We start from the raw sequence: 17244 nt of genomic DNA on the forward strand, positions 1-17244 counted from the left end.
AGGCTTAAAAATTGGGTACTCTCCAATATATTCTATAAATTATTTTGTTTAATAATAGACCAACCGGATTTATTTTGAAGAAATAAAGTAATTTGTACCACTTTGTTTTTTTATGATTTACTTTGCTGAACATTTCAGAAAGTGATGCCTTCATATCCAAACTTTTTCGATTTTGTGTATTGTGTATTCTATATGTAAAAACAGCTTCACTTCTAAATGTTATGATTGTATCTGGATGTTGTATATTAAGCGAATAGAATATACCCCAATCATCAGTCCCTTTATTTTGTAAGTCTGCAAAGCCTCCTACATTTTCAAATAAACTTTTACTAAGAATATATTGTCCTGGTGAAACAGCAATATTTGACATGAGAAATATTTTTAGATCGGTTAAAGACTTAGCCTTTGTATACATTCTGGTTGTTTGGGGGCGAAAGGGATTAAAGTATTTGCCCGTATTCATATTGTATAGATTGAATCCTGAAAAAGCAATCTGTGCATTTTCTTTTTCGATGGCTCTGAGTAGTATAGAATAAAAATCCTGTGAGATATAATCATCCTGATCTATAAAATGTAAATAATTACCAGAAGCTAGACTTGCTCCAATATTACGTGAACATCCCTGTCCTTTGTTAGTTTGGTTATTACGTATTATTGATCGAGGAATGTTATATTTAGTAAACACAGAATAAATAAACTTTTCTATATCTTCCTCCGGACAATCATTTATGATTACGACTTCACTAAATCTTTTGTAGGTGTAGGTCGACTGAAGATTTTGAGCTATCGATTGTATAAGTATATCAAAATATATTTTATTCTTATTGTCCAATAGATGATATACAGGAATGATAATTGATAATGTATTCATTAGATTTATTTTAAATTAAATCATTTCTGGAACTAATCGTGCAAACATTGTATATTCTATAAGAATATTGAAAAATAAGGCTGTCAGTACGATGTTTTTATTCAGAGAGGAGTCTTCATATAAGTAAGTGAGCAAAATGAACTCAAAAAATATGAATATTTCTCCTAATCTTCCACCAGCCGGAACAAAGTAAAACATGAGAGTAAGAATTGTTCCGATACAGTATGTGTTTAAAAAGAAATTGTACGTTTTCAATTTCTCTGGGGATATATAATCTTTTAAATAAACAAACAGAATACCACATAAACCGAATTTTATTTTTGACAGACCATACATTTGTGAACTAATGTCTGCATGATCTATATACTTCTGAAATCTTGGAGAGAATGATAAAAGCTGTGATATTGTCTCTAACTGTGTTAATATATGATTCTGTAGAGATAGAAATGGAAGGAGAATCCCTATACTAAGTATTATATAAAGATATTTCTTTTTTATATTAATAAATCCAACTAATGGTAAAATGTAAAATAATATGGTAGTCTGATGTATAAAAAAAGCGATTGTGACGATGGTATAATAAAGACAGATTCCATATGATGTTTTATGATTTAGTAAATATGTAATTCCTATGAAACAAATAGATATAGCTAATGCAACCCGTATGATGATTCCAAAATAGTAAAATCCGAAATAAGGTAAGAATAGTAGAAATGCTAAATTTACGTTTTCAACGAGTTTTCTTGTACATAAGAAGAAACAACAAAATAAAAAACAGAGATAGATGAATAGAAAAAGATGAAAGCTTATCCCGAAAGATAGAAATGATTTATTGATAAACATAAATCCTTTTTCCACGATATCTTCCATACTGTGAAATAGATAAATCTCTTTATATTCCAGTGTATCGGGGATATTATCACTACGTAATAAAGATAAAAGAATTATAATCCAGATATAAAGAGTCGCATATATCAGGAATTTAGTCCTTTTATTGAATTTTAGAAAATGATCTAATGCGTAGAGGTAAATAGTTAGTGCCAAAGTTGCGATATACATAGTATTTATACTTTGGTAGAGATATCGATTAAATCTTTAAATTTTGAATACGCTTTTTCCCAAGTGAACTGTTGAATGTATTTATGCCCGTTTTCTGCTAATTTATATCTTAATGAATTATCAGTGATGAGCCTTTCTATATTACTGGCTAAAGCGACAGGATCTTTTACCGGTGATAATAAAGCTGTCTTTTCATGATGACAGACTACTTTAAACCCTCCAATATCTGTACAAGCGATCGCACAACCACATTGCATGGCTTCCGGTGGAGTTAGGCAAAATCCTTCTCCATGACTGGCATTAATGAATATTGCAGCTTCATTATACAAACGATTATGTGTTTTTTTGTCTGGCTGCTGATAATAGTTTATCCAATTCGGCAGATCAGGAGGCTGCTTGGGAAAACCAAAAAGATTGACTTGCAAATTAGAAAATTTATTTTTTACGATCGAAAGAGCTTCAAATGCATCTTTACACCCCTTCTCCGGCATAGGGTGATAAAGCATAGTAATACAATATCTGTTTTTGTCTTTATAATCTATTTCTTTTTTGAAATACTTGAAATCAAACCCATTATAGATAAGATCAGCTTTTCCTCCGGCTGATTCTATTTTATCCATTAACCAGGGAGCAATTGTTATTTTTTGAAGTGGATAAGTATATGTTTCTAATACTTTTTTTTCTGGTAAAGCCCAGGTTTCAAATCCTTGTATGAAATAAAACTTTTGATGACTAGTGATTTTTTTATACTCATTCAAATAAACAGCAGTCTGAACTGCTGTAGCAATATATATATCAGCTGCAGGAATATTTGATTCACTAAGATCCCATACAGGAAATAGTTTGACACGTTTATCTAAATTGAACCAGCTATAAGGTGTGTATCTCCTGGGACTGAAATTTAATAAATAGCGAATTATTGCTTTAACTTTCTTTTTTCGACTGAGAGTGTTATAGAAATGTACGGCCGGAAATACAATGGAAACCTGAAAGTCATCATTGACAAATCTATTTGCATATTCAAAAACAACTTTGAATCCTCCAGAAGGAGCATATCCGACAGCCGGCATTAAAAAACATATATGTTTTCCCATTATCTTGCTAATAATTTCTTTTTCTTTATGATGTAATAATTGTAAGTTAACTCGAATATTCCAGATAGACTAACAGCAAAAGCGATAATACCTATTTCTTTAATGAGAGATACTCCGGATAGGCAGACTACCATGAAAATGATCAATGCCCCTATCTGACTCTTAGTGACATAATTATATAACCCTAATGGAACATAGATGAAGTTAATAAAGCAACCTACCAGTAGCCAGCAAGGAATTATAATACTTAAAATCATCATTAGCGGATAGGCCTCTAACATATTGGTTCCGGCAAATAATCTGATAATCAGTTTTCCGAAAATAGCCAGGCCACTTATAATTAGCAGCGATAGTGCACTTTCCATATAGATAATTTTTTTGATATATTGTTTGTTGTATTCTTTTATGACTTTAGGAAATAAAGCATTGTTTATTTGTGCAATAAAGTTCATGGGGACGGCCACTAACTTATTCGCGAGATCATAGATAGCAACATCGGACATGGAAAATGAAATCCCGATGATAAATATAGTAAACTGCTGCTTTATTATACTGGCCGATGAAGAAAAGAAGAAAGGAATTGAATTTTTGAATAACTTTTTAATAGCGGAAAAAGATTGCCATCTGATAATTAGTTTTTCTTTTCTTACTAAAAGATACAAGGTATATAAACCACTGATTCCACCGCTAACAGATATAATGAGTGCTATAATCCAAGTATCGGAAGGATTTGTTACAAATAGAAAAATGAATGGTAACGACATGACTTTTGTTACGACCTGTGCAATCGTGACAGATTTCATCTTTTGCATTCCTTGAAAATACCAGACTGGCAATAATATAGTCGTTATAATATTGGAATAGCAAATAAGATAGATAATCCAATCCTTTCTGAAAAAGTCGAAGCACCCTATTAATAGGATAAATATTATTATCGAAATCGCTGCTAAATATATTTTGGCTGTTAAAACAGATGATACGATGGAGGATTTTTCTTCAATATTATCCGGTTGGGTGGATATAACTTTAACTGCAGGAAAATCAAAGCCGAAAGATATAAAAGTTTGAAAATAAGTCGTTATGGATGATGCAAAAACGAATAGTCCATAACTGTCTGTTCCTAACTTTCGGATAAGAAAAGGATAAACTAATAAATAAAAGAAAGAATTTACGAATTTTATAATAGTCATGAAACAGTAGTTCGTGATTACTGTTTTATGATTGTTTATTATATTCTTTATTCTGAGGTTTGTAATCATTTACTTTTTGAATATCCCACAAAAATCCAATATCACCTTATCTTCCCTGTAAGATAACTCTTTAAACTGCTTATGTGCCACCATCAATGCTACGATATCCGCTTTTTCGTATGCCTCCTTGTAATCGGTGAGTTTAAATACCTTGTGTACTTCGACGTTTGGTTCCACAACCAGAATGTCGGCATTGTTATGGCCTTGCATCACTTTCGTGGTAATATATTTGGCCGGTGATTCCCGTAAATCGTCGATATTCGGTTTGAAGGCCAGGCCCATCATGGCGACAATCGGTTTACGATGATGTTTCAGTTCGAATCTGAGCATGGCGTTTTCTATCTTTTCTGCACACCAGAAAGCTTTGTAGTTATTGATCTCACGCGCTTTGGCTATCAGCTGCGATTCATAGGGGAATTCTGCCGTGATGAAATAAGGGTCGACAGCGATACAATGTCCTCCTACACCGGCACCCGGTTGAAGAATATTTACCCGGGGATGTTTGTTGGCCAGTTCTACCAGCTCCCATACATTGATCCCTGCTTTATCGCATATCAACGACAACTCATTGGCAAAAGCGATCTGTACGTCACGGGAAGAGTTCTCCGTTAACTTACACATCTCGGCCGTTTTAGCATTCGTCTTATGTAATGTCCCTTTTACAAAACGGCTGTAGAACTCTATCGCTTTTTCCGTTGATGCCGGATCGATACCACCGATCACCCGGTCGTTATGTACCAACTCATAAATTACATTACCCGGTAATACACGTTCCGGACAGTAGGCGATGTATATCTTACCCTTCAGCTCTGGGCGAAGGGTAAAAATCAGTTCTGTCATTTTATTCGTTGTCCCTACCGGAGAGGTCGATTCTATAATAAACAGATCGTTCTCCTTAAGGAGAGGAATAACGGAACGGGTTGCCGTCTCGACATAAGAGATATCCGGTTCATGATTTCCTTTGAAAGGTGTCGGTACAACAATCAGGTACACGTCGCTGACCTCCGGTTTGACCGAGGCTTTCAGATGACCGGATACTACTACCTGCTGGCATAACTCCTGCAATCCAGGCTCTACGATATGGATCTGTCCTTTATTGGTCATATCTACAACCTGAGGGTTGATGTCTACACCAACTACATCGATGCCGTTGCCGGCTGCTATTATTGCTGTGGGCAGGCCTATGTAACCAAGCCCCATAAAACATGCTTTCATACTTTTAGTTCAGTCTTTTAAATAATTTTCTTTTCATTGATAACTTTTTTTCTGCGATGCACTTTATCCAGGCAGATATTCAATACCGTCCAGACTACTATATCGCCTATAAAAAGGATATTGATATTAATAAAGGGAGCAAGTATGATATTCAGGCTGCTGAATATCCATGAGATCCCCAGAATATAAAGTAATGCTTTGTGCGGTGAAAAGCCCATCTCCAGAAATTTGTGATGAATATGATTTCTGTCCGGTGAGAACAGGCTTTTCCTTCTGCGGAACCGGATCAACATAACCCGGATCACATCAAACATCGGAACGATCAGTGTTGAGAAAGAGATCAATATCGCACTGGTCGAATAGGGCGCCACATCCGGATTATATACAGCGAAGCGGATGCAGAGAAATGCCAGGATGTATCCTAAAGTCAGGCTTCCCGTGTCTCCCATAAATATCTTTCGTCCATGCTCTGCCTGTCCGAATACATTATAGTAGAAAAAGGGGATCAGTACACCCAGGGTCGAGAAAGATAGCATGGCATACGCCCACATATGATTGTGCAGAAATAAAGATCCCAATATAAGCAGGGCAGCCCCGCTTAATCCGGATGCCAGTCCGTCGATACCGTCTATCAGGTTGATTGCATTGGTAATAAATACAATAGCGAAGATCGTAAGCGGCATTCCTATCCACGGTGCCAGTTCATGAATACCGAATAATCCGTAAAAATTGTTGATCCATAATCCGGAAAGGGGGAGTAGGGTGGCGGCAAGTATCTGTACGATAAACTTGGTATGATATCGCAGACCTATTAGATCGTCTTTGATACCGGCCAGGTAAAGAACGATCAACCCGCAGGTCAATAGATAGAGGTCGGGAGTGATATGAGGTGTAATATCTTTAGGTATTTTAAAACCATACAGATATCCCATGTAAGAGATGGCAGAAACAAAAGCTAATGAGAATAAAATAGTCGGGGCAAATGATATTCCTCCAAGACGGGGAATGGCTCCTGTATGTATTTTTCGCTCATTAGGCATATCGAAGAGTCTTTTCGTTAATGCCACGATCAGGATACGTGGTATTATCAGCATAGAAAAGACTATTGATATTATAAAAGCTAATAAAATCAAGAGATATATCATTTGCGTTGTAAGTTAAGTTATACGACAATGTTCGTCAGTCACAGTAAATGGGACTGTCGGGAAATAATTTTGCTCATAACAAACATACCTGGATTTCTGACTGAGGGGGCGTTTCCCTGGGAAGGTATGTGTCTTTTGTTTAGCTGTGTATATAAACAGAATGCTTCTGAAAACGTTCATCATTTAAAAGGTTATTACTCTATTTTAACGCTGAATTTCAACACATTTGAAGAGGTATGGAAAGTAAGTGATGATTGTCAACGCCTGATAATTCGGCTATACAAATGATTGTATTTTGTCGTTAAAGACGACTTTTTTGAGATAAGAAAAGTGTGGAATATTTACTTTACAGAAACAATTGTTTAGTGTTTTTTACGAGCAGATCTGTCTGTTTGGTTGTCGTTTAGGTTTATTATTTGAATACACAATACCATGTTAAGGCTGCTTTCCCGTTATTGTTAATTCTTAATCATACTGTAATTAAGATCGTAACCTGTGAGAATTAATTCTTTTTCTTCTTTATCCTAAATATGTAAGGCTTACGTTGCTAAAAAGTAAGGCAAGCCTTGCATATTTGTATCCTATGCCTTACATATTTGTAATCTATATGTTTCTTTTTTAATACTAAGGAGAAATTTATCTAATAGTAGGGAGGTATGGAAGTAATCTTCTTATAGAAAGAACTTAATTGTAGGGATGATGCCTACCGGATTATTCATACAAGGACTGTTATAGCGGGATAAAGTGGAAGATATGAAAGCAAAATGAAGGGTCTGTGAATACAATATGAATGCAAAAAAGCAGGTGTATTCATGTGTTTATTGTGCAGAAAATGAGTTGTATAAGGGTATGGAATGAATGCATGAACCCGAAAAGATAAAAAAAGAGAACCAACCTTGTTGATTCTCTTTAGATAGTTGCGGAGGCAAGACTCGAACTTACGACCTTTGGGTTATGAGCCCAACGAGCTACCACTGCTCCACTCCGCGATATAGTTGCTATCATTACCTGATTGCGAGTGCAAAGGTACGAATTATTTCTTACAAACCAAATTATTTTACAAATAGTTTGTATATTTCTGCTTATAGAGGGGATGAGGATGCTTGTATTGCGACAAATTGACACATTTACCTGGCTGATTGTAAGGTAAATGTGTCAGTTGAGGCTATAATTCATTTTCTTCAAAATCTTTTGCTTCGTATATCGTCAGCTTCTTTTTCAGATGCCCAATCTCCTGCTGCATCGATTTGACGCGGTTTAACAGATGATGAATGGCATCTATTCCTTCGAAATTAATAGACAGGTCGTAATACATACGTGTATACCTTTCAATATCGTGCAATTGGGAAGCCTGTAAGAATTTTTCGCCTCCTACAATACGGATCTCGATCAATCCTCCTTCTTCCAGACGAAAGATAAAGGAGGGTTCAATATGACATATCCGGCAATATTCGTTGACTATAATTAAATCTGTTTGCATACTACTCATGTTTTATTGGTTAAGACTCTGTATTTCGCGGAACAACTCTTTCTGTTTGTCCGTCAGATTAGTCGGTATTTCGATAGAGTAGGTCACTATCAGATCACCGAATTCTCCTTCTTTCTTATAGACAGGGAAACCTTTGCCTTTCAGGCGTACCTTTGTATTGTTCTGGGTACCGGGGCCGACTTTCAGTTTAACTTTACTGTCCATTGTTTCCACGATCTGTTCACCTCCCAGGATGGCGGTGTACAGGTTAAGAGGAACGGTAAGGTATAGATCGTCGCCGACACGTTTGAATCTGCCGTCGTCGGTAATATTGAAAGTAATGTACAGATCTCCGGCAGGACCTCCGTTTACACCCGGACCTCCCTGGCCTTTTAATTTGATGGTCTGCCCATCTGCAATACCGGCCGGGACAGTGATACGCAGGTTCTTTCCGTTAACGGTGATGACCTGTTTATGTGTCTTTGCCGCATCTGTCAAGGAGAGGCTCAGTGAAGCTGTATAGTCTTGTCCACGGAACATATGATTACCGCTACCGCTACTACGACCGCTTCTGCCGCCAAACATCGATTCGAAGAAATCGGAGAATCCGCTTCCGTCGTCGGATGCACTCCAGTAAGTTCCGCCACCACCACCGAAACCGCCGTTTTGATACTGTCCGTATTGCTGTTGTTGAGCCTCGAACTGATCGGCATGTTTCCAGTTTTCACCATATTGATCGTATTTCTTCCGTTTTTCAGGATCGCTCAATACTTCATTGGCTTCGTTGATTTCCTGAAATTTCCGGTGAGCATCCGGATCACCCGGGTTCAGGTCCGGATGGTATTTGCGGGCCAGCTTCTTGTAAGCTTTCTTTATCTCATCCTGAGAAGCGCCTTTGTTTACTCCAAGAATGTTGTAATAGTCTATATAAGCCATATTATTTATATTGTTAAGTCTTTATGTCAGTAGATAACCATACATATACATTACAATAAACATGCCTGGGAGTAATTTGATCGTTTAATTTTGGCTAATAAACCTTAGGGAAGTTGAAAAAGAAAAAGGCTCTCAGTTAAAAACTGAAAGCCTTTAGATAGTTGCGGAGGCAAGACTCGAACTTACGACCTTTGGGTTATGAGCCCAACGAGCTACCACTGCTCCACTCCGCGATATAGTTTACAATCATTTCCTGATTGCGAGTGCAAAGGTAAGGTTTTTCATTTACAAAACAAATTTATTGCAAGTTTTTTTTAATATACTTGGTAGAACCAATCTTTTTTAGGTACTTTGCGCACAGTTTTAATCAAAATGTGCAATACGATGCCGATGACAGTTTCTAAAACACGCGAAATGTTGGTGGATGTGGCCAGGCAATTGTTTGCCCGCATGGGGGTGGATAATACGACAATGAACGATATTGCACAGGCTTCCCGGAAAGGCAGACGTACGTTATATACGTATTTCAAGAGTAAAAATGAAATTTATCTGGCTGTGGTAGAATCGGAGCTGGATAAATTATATAAGATGTTACTCGATGTTGCCGGAAAGGATTTGCCTGCCGACGAGAAGCTGATGACATTCATTTATGCAAGATTGGATGCTATCAAAGCGCTTGTGTTTCGTAACGGAACATTGAAAGCGAATTTCTTTCGGGATATCTGGCGTGTAGAAAAAGTTCGAAAGAGCTTTGACATTCGGGAGACTGAATTATTGAAAGGAATCCTGGATGCTGGTGTAAAGGAAGGTATTTTTGAAATGCCCGATACAGAAATTACTGCGGTTGTGCTTCATCATGCCTTAAAGGGATTGGAAGTTCCTTATATAAGGGGTATTATGGGAGATAATATCAGCCAACGAATTAAGAGAAGAGATAATGTGATGAATTTAATATTCAACGGAATAAAGATAAAGTAAACCAGAGATGTTTATTAATGCAACAGGGTTTTATGTGCCTGAAGAACGGGTACACAACCAACATTTTTTGGAATTAAACGGGTTGACAAGCGAGTGGATTGAACAAAGAACCGGCATTAAAACCCGTTCTAAAGCTAAACCGGAAGAGACTATTTGTACAATGGGTATTGAAGCCGTACATAACGCGCTGCCTAAATTGCCTTATGACATTACGGATGTTGATTTAATTATCTCAGCTTCCTATTCGCCGTACGATACAGTAGCAACTGCAGCTCACTATACTCAGCGTGAATTTAATATTACAAACGCAAAAGCGTTGTATTTGTCTTCAGCCTGTTCCTCCTTTCTGAACGCATTGGAGGTGGTGGAAGGTTATTTTGCGATGGGAAAGGCAACGAAAGCCCTGATCCTTTCCGCAGATAAGAACTCTGCCTATTATAATGAAACGGATCCAAAAGCCGGTCACCTTTGGGGGGATGCGGCAGCCGCTTTCTTTATATCTAAGGAACGTGTAACGGAAAATGATCCGCACATACTCGAAGTCTTTACGCAAGGTTTGGGACATTTGGGAAAAGGGCCGGAAGGCGTTCAACTACGTCCGCGCGATGGTGGTATCCTGATGCCGGAAGGTCGCGACGTGTTTATTCAGGCTTGTACCTATATGCCTAAGAATGCTGTATATTTGTTGGAGAAGAACGGATTTACATTGGATGACCTGACTTACTTTATCGGTCACCAGGCTAATATGCGTATCATGTCTAACATCGCTAAGCAGTTGAACCTGCCGGAAGAAAAATTCCTGCATAACATCGAAGAACTGGGTAACACCGGTTCGGTTAGTTCTGCTCTGGTATATGCCCAGAACGATGAGACATTTAAAAAAGGCGATTTGGTTTGTCTGACCGTATTCGGTGGAGGATATTCTGCCGGTGCCTGTTTAATTCAGTGTTAATTAAGACATAAAATAAAAGTATTATGAAATTATTAGAAGGAAAAGTAGCTATTGTTACCGGTGCCGCACGTGGTATTGGTAAAGCCATTGCTTTGAAGTTTGCCGCTGAAGGTGCTAATATCGCATTTACAGACCTGGTTATCGACGAAAACGGTGAGGCAACACAGAAAGAAATTGAAGCTTTAGGTGTTAAAGCAAAAGGTTATGCTTCTAACGCAGCTAACTTTGAAGATACACATAACGTAGTGGCAGAGATCCAGAAAGACTTCGGCCGCATCGATATCCTCGTAAACAACGCCGGTATTACAAAAGACGGTTTGATGATGCGTATGAGCGAAGGCCAGTGGGATGCTGTCCTCAACGTAAACCTGAAATCAGCATTTAACTTCATCCATGCTTGTACTCCGATCATGATGAAACAACGTGCCGGAAATATTATCAACATGTCTTCCGTTGTAGGTGTTCATGGTAACGCTGGTCAGAGTAACTATTCCGCTTCAAAAGCAGGTATGATTGGTTTGGCTAAATCGGTAGCTCAGGAACTGGGTTCACGTGGTATCCGTGCCAACGCGATCGCTCCGGGTTTCATCATTACTGATATGACTGCTAAATTACCTGAAGAGGTAAGAGAAGAGTGGAACAAGAAAATTCCTTTGCGTCGTGGCGGTACGACAGAAGATGTGGCTAATGTGGCTACATTCCTTGCTTCTGATCTGTCTGCTTATGTATCCGGACAGGTGATCCAGGTAGACGGCGGTATGAATATGTAATATGGAGGTTATCTACGAAGACAATCATATCATTGCGGTAAATAAAACGTGCCGTGAGATTGTACAAGGAGATAAAACCGGTGATACTCCTCTTTCTGAAATGCTGAAGGCGTGGCTGAAGGAGAAGTATTGTAAGCCGGGAAATGTTTATGTAGGTGTAACTCACCGGTTAGACCGTCCCGTTAGTGGTGTCGTTCTGTTTGCCAAGACAAGTAAAGCTTTACCCCGCCTGAACGAAATGTTCCGGGTAGGAGAGGTGAAAAAGACTTACTGGGCGATTGTGAAGAATTGTCCGCCTGCTGATGAAGGCGAGTTGGTAAACTGGCTGGTCCGCAACGAGAAGCAGAATAAGAGTTATGCATACGATACTGAACGTCCGGACTCCAAGAAAGCAATCCTGCATTACAAAGTGATTGCACGTTCAGATAATTATTATTTACTGGAGATCGACCTGAAGACCGGCCGCCATCATCAGATACGTTGCCAGTTGGCAAAGATGGGATGTCCTATCAAAGGTGATTTGAAGTATGGAGCCGACCGTTCGAATAAAGACGGTGGTATCAGTCTTCACTCCCGTAGTGCCGAATTCATTCATCCGGTATCGAAAGAAGCGGTAAAGATCGTAGCTCCTGTACCCGATGATAATCTTTGGAAGAGTATTTCTGCGGGACTATAAGAGTCAAATGAAGTAAAATAACAGGAAACTGCATTGAATTGTCGTCAGGCACTTTGATGCGGTTTCTTTTTGTTTATCTTTGTCTGCTGTAAATTTGTGTTATTAATTAATAGGCAGACCATGAAAAAGCTATTAGCAATCTTATTGTGTTCAGTATCCGCCACGGTTGGACTGGCTCAGCAACAAACTTATTTTTCTAACCCCGTTATACATGGAGATCTGGCCGATCCGTCCGTTCTCCGGATTGGCGATATGTATTATGCAACAGGAACATCTTCGGAATGGGCTCCTTATTATCCGGTATTTACTTCTTCCGATCTGGTAAACTGGAAACAGACAGGCCATATCTTTGATGAAAAACCGACCTGGACTAAATCTTCTTTCTGGGCTCCGGAGTGGTATTATCATAATGGTAAAGTATATATGTATTATACGGCCCGTAAAGAGTCGGATAATATTTCATGTATCGGAGTTGCCATAGCTGACTCTCCGACCGGAAAGTTTACGGATTACGGTCCGATTATTGAATTCGGTAAAGAAGCGATCGATGCCTTTGTTTTGGAAGATAACGGACAGCTTTACATCTCTTGGAAGGCTTACGGACTGGATCAGCGACCGATTGAGTTGCTGGCCAGCAAGCTAAGTTCCGACGGATTGCATCTGGAAGGCGAACCTTTCAGTCTGCTCCGTGATGATGAAAGACGCGGTATGGAAGGACAGCACTGGTTCAAGCAGAATGGCTATTACTATATTATATATGCAGTGAACGGTTGTTGCGGCCCAAACAGTGATTATGCAGTGAGTGTGGCCCGTTCGAAGAAACTGGCTGGTCCATATGAGAAATATGAAGGTAACCCGATCCTTCATGGTGGAAAAGATATTATGTCTATCGGCCACGGGACGTTAACCATTACACCTGACGGACGCATGTTTTATCTTTGTCATGCTTATAGCAAGGACGGTGATTTCTTTCAGGGACGTCAACCGCATCTGCAGGAGATGAGGATGGGTGGAGATAACTGGCCTTATTTTGTCACCGGAGAATATGCCAGTATGGCACAGCCGATGCCCTTCACCGATTGTGTGCAGGAGCCGGTTCCCGACTTTGCCGATGATTTTACTGCAACGTCTCTTCGTCCTGAATGGTCCTGGAATTATCCGTATGCCGATGTGAAGATGGAATTGAAAGCCGGAAACTTGTATTTAAGCGGTTCTCCGAAGCCGGGAGTCAGTACCGGTAATGCCCTCTGTTTACGTCCGGTGACAGCCGATTACATTTTGGAGACAGCAGTGGTAAATCAGAACGAAAGTTGGAAAGGTGTTGTCATGTATGGTGACGACAATAACCTATTGACACTCGGTTGTGAAGCGGATCGCCTGAAACTGAAAGCTGTAAACGAAGGAAAGGAACTGATATTGGCTGATATGAAATTGCCGGCTCCTTCCTTGTATCTCCGGATGAAGGTGAAAGACGGTGTTCGTTGTTCATTTACTTATAGTGAAGACGGCTGTAAATGGAAAGAAATAGAGTATGATCTTTCACCGTCCGCCTTGAAATCTCTAGTGCGTTGGGATCGCATTTCCCGTCCCGGACTTTATCAGCAGGGAGATATAAGTAAACCGGCCGTTTATGGTTATTGCCGTTTACAAAATAAATAGAATAAAAGGTTATTCAGGCTTGCCTTGTGCAGCCTGATAACCTTCCAGTTGCGCCCTCGATTTACTTTGTGTTACAATATATACGCCGGAAAAGACCAGTGCAACGGCGATACCTTTCATTACCCCGAAAGTATCCATTCCCCAAAGTACGGCAATCAGGGATGCCACGATCGGTTGTACATAATTATACATGCAGGCTACTGTCGGGCGCAGCAGGTTTTGGCCGATAGGGATAAACAGGTAAGGTAAGAATGTTCCTCCCAATACGACATACGCGATACCCATATATAATTCAGAAGGAAGATGCAGGAAGTCGATGCCTGCAATGTGATTGTAGGAAAACGGTATCGTACAGATAGATGCATACGTAAACATCCATTTCATCAATGTGATGGGTGAGTATTTGCCGATCAATCCCTTAAATAATACAAAATAGAATGAAAAACTGAACTGTGCCAGCAGGCAGAGTAGGTCTCCCCATATATTACTGCTTTTCCCTCCGCCGGCAGCAGAACTCTGACTGCTCAGGATTAGTAGTAATGCTCCTGCTGCTCCTATGAAAATTCCGATCACTTTCTTTCCTGTAACAGGTTCTTTCAGATAGAACGCAGCAATAATCATCGTGATGATAGGTGTTGTGGTCGTAACGATAGATGCATTGATCGGTGAAGTCAGGGAAACTCCGAAAATGAATGAACCCTGGTTCAGAACGATCCCCAGTAACGCAGCAAAGAACAATTTCATCAAGTCCTGATGGTTGACATGTTCCTTTTTAGTAAAGAGGGAAGCCAGCCAGAATATAACTGCTGCTCCTACCATGCGGAACGTAGTCAGTGATAGCGCACTGATAGGACCTGCTATTAATACCGCTTTCGATACGGGAGACATCAGTCCCCATAGTATGTTTGCACTCAGCATCGCCAGATGCCCTTTATAAGCCTGAGATTTCATTTTGCCTTTATTAATAGGTGCAAAGGTAATGGCTTTTTACATAAAAAGTGCATGAAAAGGGATAACCTTCCATGCACTTACCATATATCCCATTTCTTTGTTTATGCAATCGTAATTTCCGGGTTCAGATATACATCCTGAATGGTGTGTAACAGTTCGACACCATCTTTCATGGAGCGTTGGAAAGCTTTACGTCCGCTGATAAGTCCCATACCGCCGGCACGTTTGTTTACAACGGCTGTGATGACGGCATCTTTCAGGTCGGAAGCTCCGTGCGATTCTCCTCCGGAATTGATCAGACCCACACGTCCCATATAACCGTTTGCTACCTGATAGCGACAGAGGTCGATCGGGTGTTCGGTTGCCAGTTCGGTGTACATCTTTTTATCTACTTTCCCAAAGTTGATGGCTGTGAATCCACCGTTATTGGAAGGTAATTTCTGTTTGACGATATCCGCTTTGATCGTTACTCCCAAGTGATTAGCCTGTCCGGTAAGGTCGGCTGCCGAGTGATAATCGATTCCATCTTTTTTGAAGTCATTATTCCGTAAATAACACCAAAGAACGGTGGCCATACCCAGTTCGTGCGCATATTCGAATGCCTCTGCTATTTCTACCAGTTGGTCACGACTTTCGGCAGAACCGAAATAGATTGTTGCACCAACGGCTGCGGCTCCCATATTCCAAGCTTCTTTTACAGTTCCAAACATCACCTGATTGTAACTGTTCGGGTAGGTAAGCAATTCGTTATGGTTTAGTTTTACGAGGAATGGAATTTTATGTGCATATTTACGTGCAACGATTCCTAAATTCCCGAATGTAGAAGCAACGGCGTTACAACCACCTTCGATAGCTAACTTCACGATGTTTTCCGGATCGAAATAAATAGGATTCGGAGCAAACGAGGCTCCGGCAGTATGTTCGATATCCTGATCAACCGGGAGGATAGACAGATAACCTGTATTTGCCAGTCGTCCATGCCCCAGCATTCTCTGCAGATTATTTAATGTTTGAATGTTTCTGTCCGTATTAATCCATATGTCATCAATAATAGAAGGTGATGGAATATGTATCTGCGATTTGTCGATCGTTTTGCATGTATGACCGAGATAATACTCGGATTTGTCGCCTAATAAGCCTGTAATCTTTAATGTATCCATATATATGTAAGTTTTATAAGTAAACAGTTCGCCGTCTGAATAGGTTTCATAGTTTTTATCAATTAACACATAGAATATTTCTATCGGCTATTTCTTGTCCTTTAGATTTGTTTGGTTAATTTTGTCACAGCGAATAACAACGATTATATATACTAATAGTTTTACAACCAATAAAATTTTACGAAGATGAAAAAGAAATGGATCTGCACGGTATGTGGTTATGTTCATGAAGGTGATGAAGCTCCCGAATTCTGTCCGCAATGTAAACAACCGAAAAGCAAGTTTAAAGAACTGGTAGAAACAACCGGTGCTTTACAGTTTGTTGACGAACATGTATTAGGCGTAGCTAAAGGTGTTGACCCTGTTATTCTTGAAGGTTTGAACGCTCATTTCATGGGTGAATGTACTGAAGTCGGTATGTATCTGGCTATGAGTCGTCAGGCAGACCGTGAAGGTTATCCTGAAGTAGCAGAAGCATTCAAACGTTACGCATGGGAAGAAGCTGAACATGCTGCTAAATTTGCAGAATTACTGGGTGATGTTGTTTGGGATACAAAGACTAACCTGAAAAAACGTATGGAAGCAGAAGCAGGTGCTTGCGAAGACAAAAAACGTATCGCGACTTTGGCTAAACAGCAGAATCTGGATGCTATCCACGATACTGTACACGAAATGTGTAAAGATGAAGCCCGTCATGGTAAAGGCTTCGAAGGATTATATAACCGTTATTTCAAATAATACGGTCAAATTCGTTAACACGATAGAAGGGAGTGCCGGGAGGTTACTCCCTTTTTTGACATTATAGTGCTACGTCTTTAAGATAATAGTGCTATACCATCTGACACTATAGTGTGAAGCGTATTAGCACTATAGTGTCATACCGGCTAGTACAGTAGTGTTACTTATTGAAAAAAATAGTCTTCGGAGGATAACGGTACCAAATTTTTCATACATTTGCCACGCAAACGATCAGGAAAGCTGCCGGAGTGGTCGATCGGGCCGCACTCGAAATGCGGTGTACGGGTAACTGTACCGGGGGTTCGAATCCCTCGCTTTCCGC

16 protein-coding genes and 3 tRNA genes are annotated in these 17244 nt (G+C 39.6%); 7 read left to right on the top strand and 12 right to left on the bottom strand.

Features of this window, described 5'->3' with window-relative positions; genetic code table 11:
- Positions 1-4: 4 nt before the first annotated feature.
- From M1P97_RS00785 to M1P97_RS00825, 10 genes are all read right to left on the bottom strand, one after another.
- Complete coding sequence (locus tag M1P97_RS00785; RefSeq protein WP_195373027.1) at positions 5-871, bottom strand: glycosyltransferase family 2 protein; 867 nt, start codon at positions 869-871, stop codon at positions 5-7.
- 15 nt (positions 872-886) lie between these two features.
- Positions 887-1930, bottom strand: a complete 1044-nt coding sequence (locus tag M1P97_RS26420; protein WP_195373026.1) for an EpsG family protein — start codon at positions 1928-1930, stop codon at positions 887-889.
- 5 nt (positions 1931-1935) lie between these two features.
- The gene (locus M1P97_RS00790; RefSeq protein ID WP_195373025.1) at positions 1936-3024 is read right to left on the bottom strand and encodes a glycosyltransferase family 4 protein; all 1089 of its coding nucleotides are present in this window, start codon (positions 3022-3024) and stop codon (positions 1936-1938) included.
- A complete protein-coding gene (locus M1P97_RS00795; RefSeq protein WP_249388120.1) occupies positions 3024-4214 on the bottom strand; it encodes an oligosaccharide flippase family protein in 1191 nt (396 codons plus the stop codon). Before M1P97_RS00795 ends, M1P97_RS00790 begins: the two co-directional genes overlap by 1 nt.
- Before the next feature lie 69 nt (positions 4215-4283).
- Positions 4284-5489: a UDP-N-acetyl-D-mannosamine dehydrogenase gene (gene wecC / locus M1P97_RS00800; RefSeq protein WP_249388121.1), complete on the bottom strand. Its 1206-nt coding sequence runs from the start codon at positions 5487-5489 to the stop codon at positions 4284-4286.
- 17 nt (positions 5490-5506) lie between these two features.
- Complete coding sequence (locus M1P97_RS00805; protein WP_195373022.1) at positions 5507-6634, bottom strand: MraY family glycosyltransferase; 1128 nt, start codon at positions 6632-6634, stop codon at positions 5507-5509.
- Positions 6635-7551: 917 nt separating this feature from the next.
- Positions 7552-7623 (bottom strand) — tRNA-Met (locus M1P97_RS00810).
- 176 nt (positions 7624-7799) lie between these two features.
- A complete protein-coding gene (locus M1P97_RS00815; RefSeq protein ID WP_195373021.1) occupies positions 7800-8114 on the bottom strand; it encodes a chaperone modulator CbpM in 315 nt (104 codons plus the stop codon).
- Positions 8115-8126: 12 nt separating this feature from the next.
- Positions 8127-9038, bottom strand: a complete 912-nt coding sequence (locus tag M1P97_RS00820) for a DnaJ C-terminal domain-containing protein (protein WP_249388122.1) — start codon at positions 9036-9038, stop codon at positions 8127-8129.
- Positions 9039-9199: 161 nt separating this feature from the next.
- Positions 9200-9271 (bottom strand) — tRNA-Met (locus M1P97_RS00825).
- Between the two features lie 157 nt (positions 9272-9428).
- Here M1P97_RS00825 and M1P97_RS00830 point away from each other — a divergent pair.
- The 5 genes from M1P97_RS00830 to M1P97_RS00850 all read left to right on the top strand — a co-directional run bounded on the left by M1P97_RS00830 (position 9429) and on the right by M1P97_RS00850 (position 14073).
- Positions 9429-10016, top strand: a complete 588-nt coding sequence (locus M1P97_RS00830; protein WP_028727551.1) for a TetR/AcrR family transcriptional regulator — start codon at positions 9429-9431, stop codon at positions 10014-10016.
- A 7-nt stretch (positions 10017-10023) separates the two neighbouring features.
- On the top strand, positions 10024-10968 hold the full coding sequence (locus M1P97_RS00835) for a 3-oxoacyl-ACP synthase III family protein (RefSeq protein WP_195373019.1): 945 nt from the start codon (positions 10024-10026) through the stop codon (positions 10966-10968).
- A gap of 23 nt (positions 10969-10991) precedes the next feature.
- Entirely contained in the window at positions 10992-11738 is a 747-nt protein-coding gene (fabG, locus tag M1P97_RS00840; protein WP_046148650.1) for a 3-oxoacyl-[acyl-carrier-protein] reductase, read from the top strand.
- Between the two features lies 1 nt (position 11739).
- Positions 11740-12414: an RluA family pseudouridine synthase gene (locus M1P97_RS00845; RefSeq protein WP_195373018.1), complete on the top strand. Its 675-nt coding sequence runs from the start codon at positions 11740-11742 to the stop codon at positions 12412-12414.
- A gap of 120 nt (positions 12415-12534) precedes the next feature.
- Positions 12535-14073: a family 43 glycosylhydrolase gene (locus M1P97_RS00850; protein ID WP_249388123.1), complete on the top strand. Its 1539-nt coding sequence runs from the start codon at positions 12535-12537 to the stop codon at positions 14071-14073.
- A 9-nt stretch (positions 14074-14082) separates the two neighbouring features.
- On the opposite strand, the gene M1P97_RS00855 is transcribed toward M1P97_RS00850, so the two are convergent.
- Together M1P97_RS00855 and M1P97_RS00860 are read right to left on the bottom strand one after the other, a co-directional pair.
- A complete protein-coding gene (locus tag M1P97_RS00855) occupies positions 14083-15024 on the bottom strand; it encodes a DMT family transporter (protein ID WP_129732628.1) in 942 nt (313 codons plus the stop codon).
- 101 nt (positions 15025-15125) lie between these two features.
- Positions 15126-16184: a class I fructose-bisphosphate aldolase gene (locus M1P97_RS00860; protein WP_195373015.1), complete on the bottom strand. Its 1059-nt coding sequence runs from the start codon at positions 16182-16184 to the stop codon at positions 15126-15128.
- A 186-nt stretch (positions 16185-16370) separates the two neighbouring features.
- On the opposite strand from M1P97_RS00860, the gene M1P97_RS00865 reads away from it, so the two are divergent.
- Both M1P97_RS00865 and M1P97_RS00870 read left to right on the top strand, forming a co-directional pair.
- On the top strand, positions 16371-16922 hold the full coding sequence (locus M1P97_RS00865) for an NADH peroxidase (RefSeq protein ID WP_007652517.1): 552 nt from the start codon (positions 16371-16373) through the stop codon (positions 16920-16922).
- A 234-nt stretch (positions 16923-17156) separates the two neighbouring features.
- Positions 17157-17243, top strand: a tRNA-Ser gene (locus tag M1P97_RS00870).
- Position 17244 lies beyond the last annotated feature (1 nt).

This window comes from Parabacteroides leei (assembly GCF_023369805.1).
GTDB lineage: Bacteria > Bacteroidota > Bacteroidia > Bacteroidales > Tannerellaceae > Parabacteroides > Parabacteroides leei.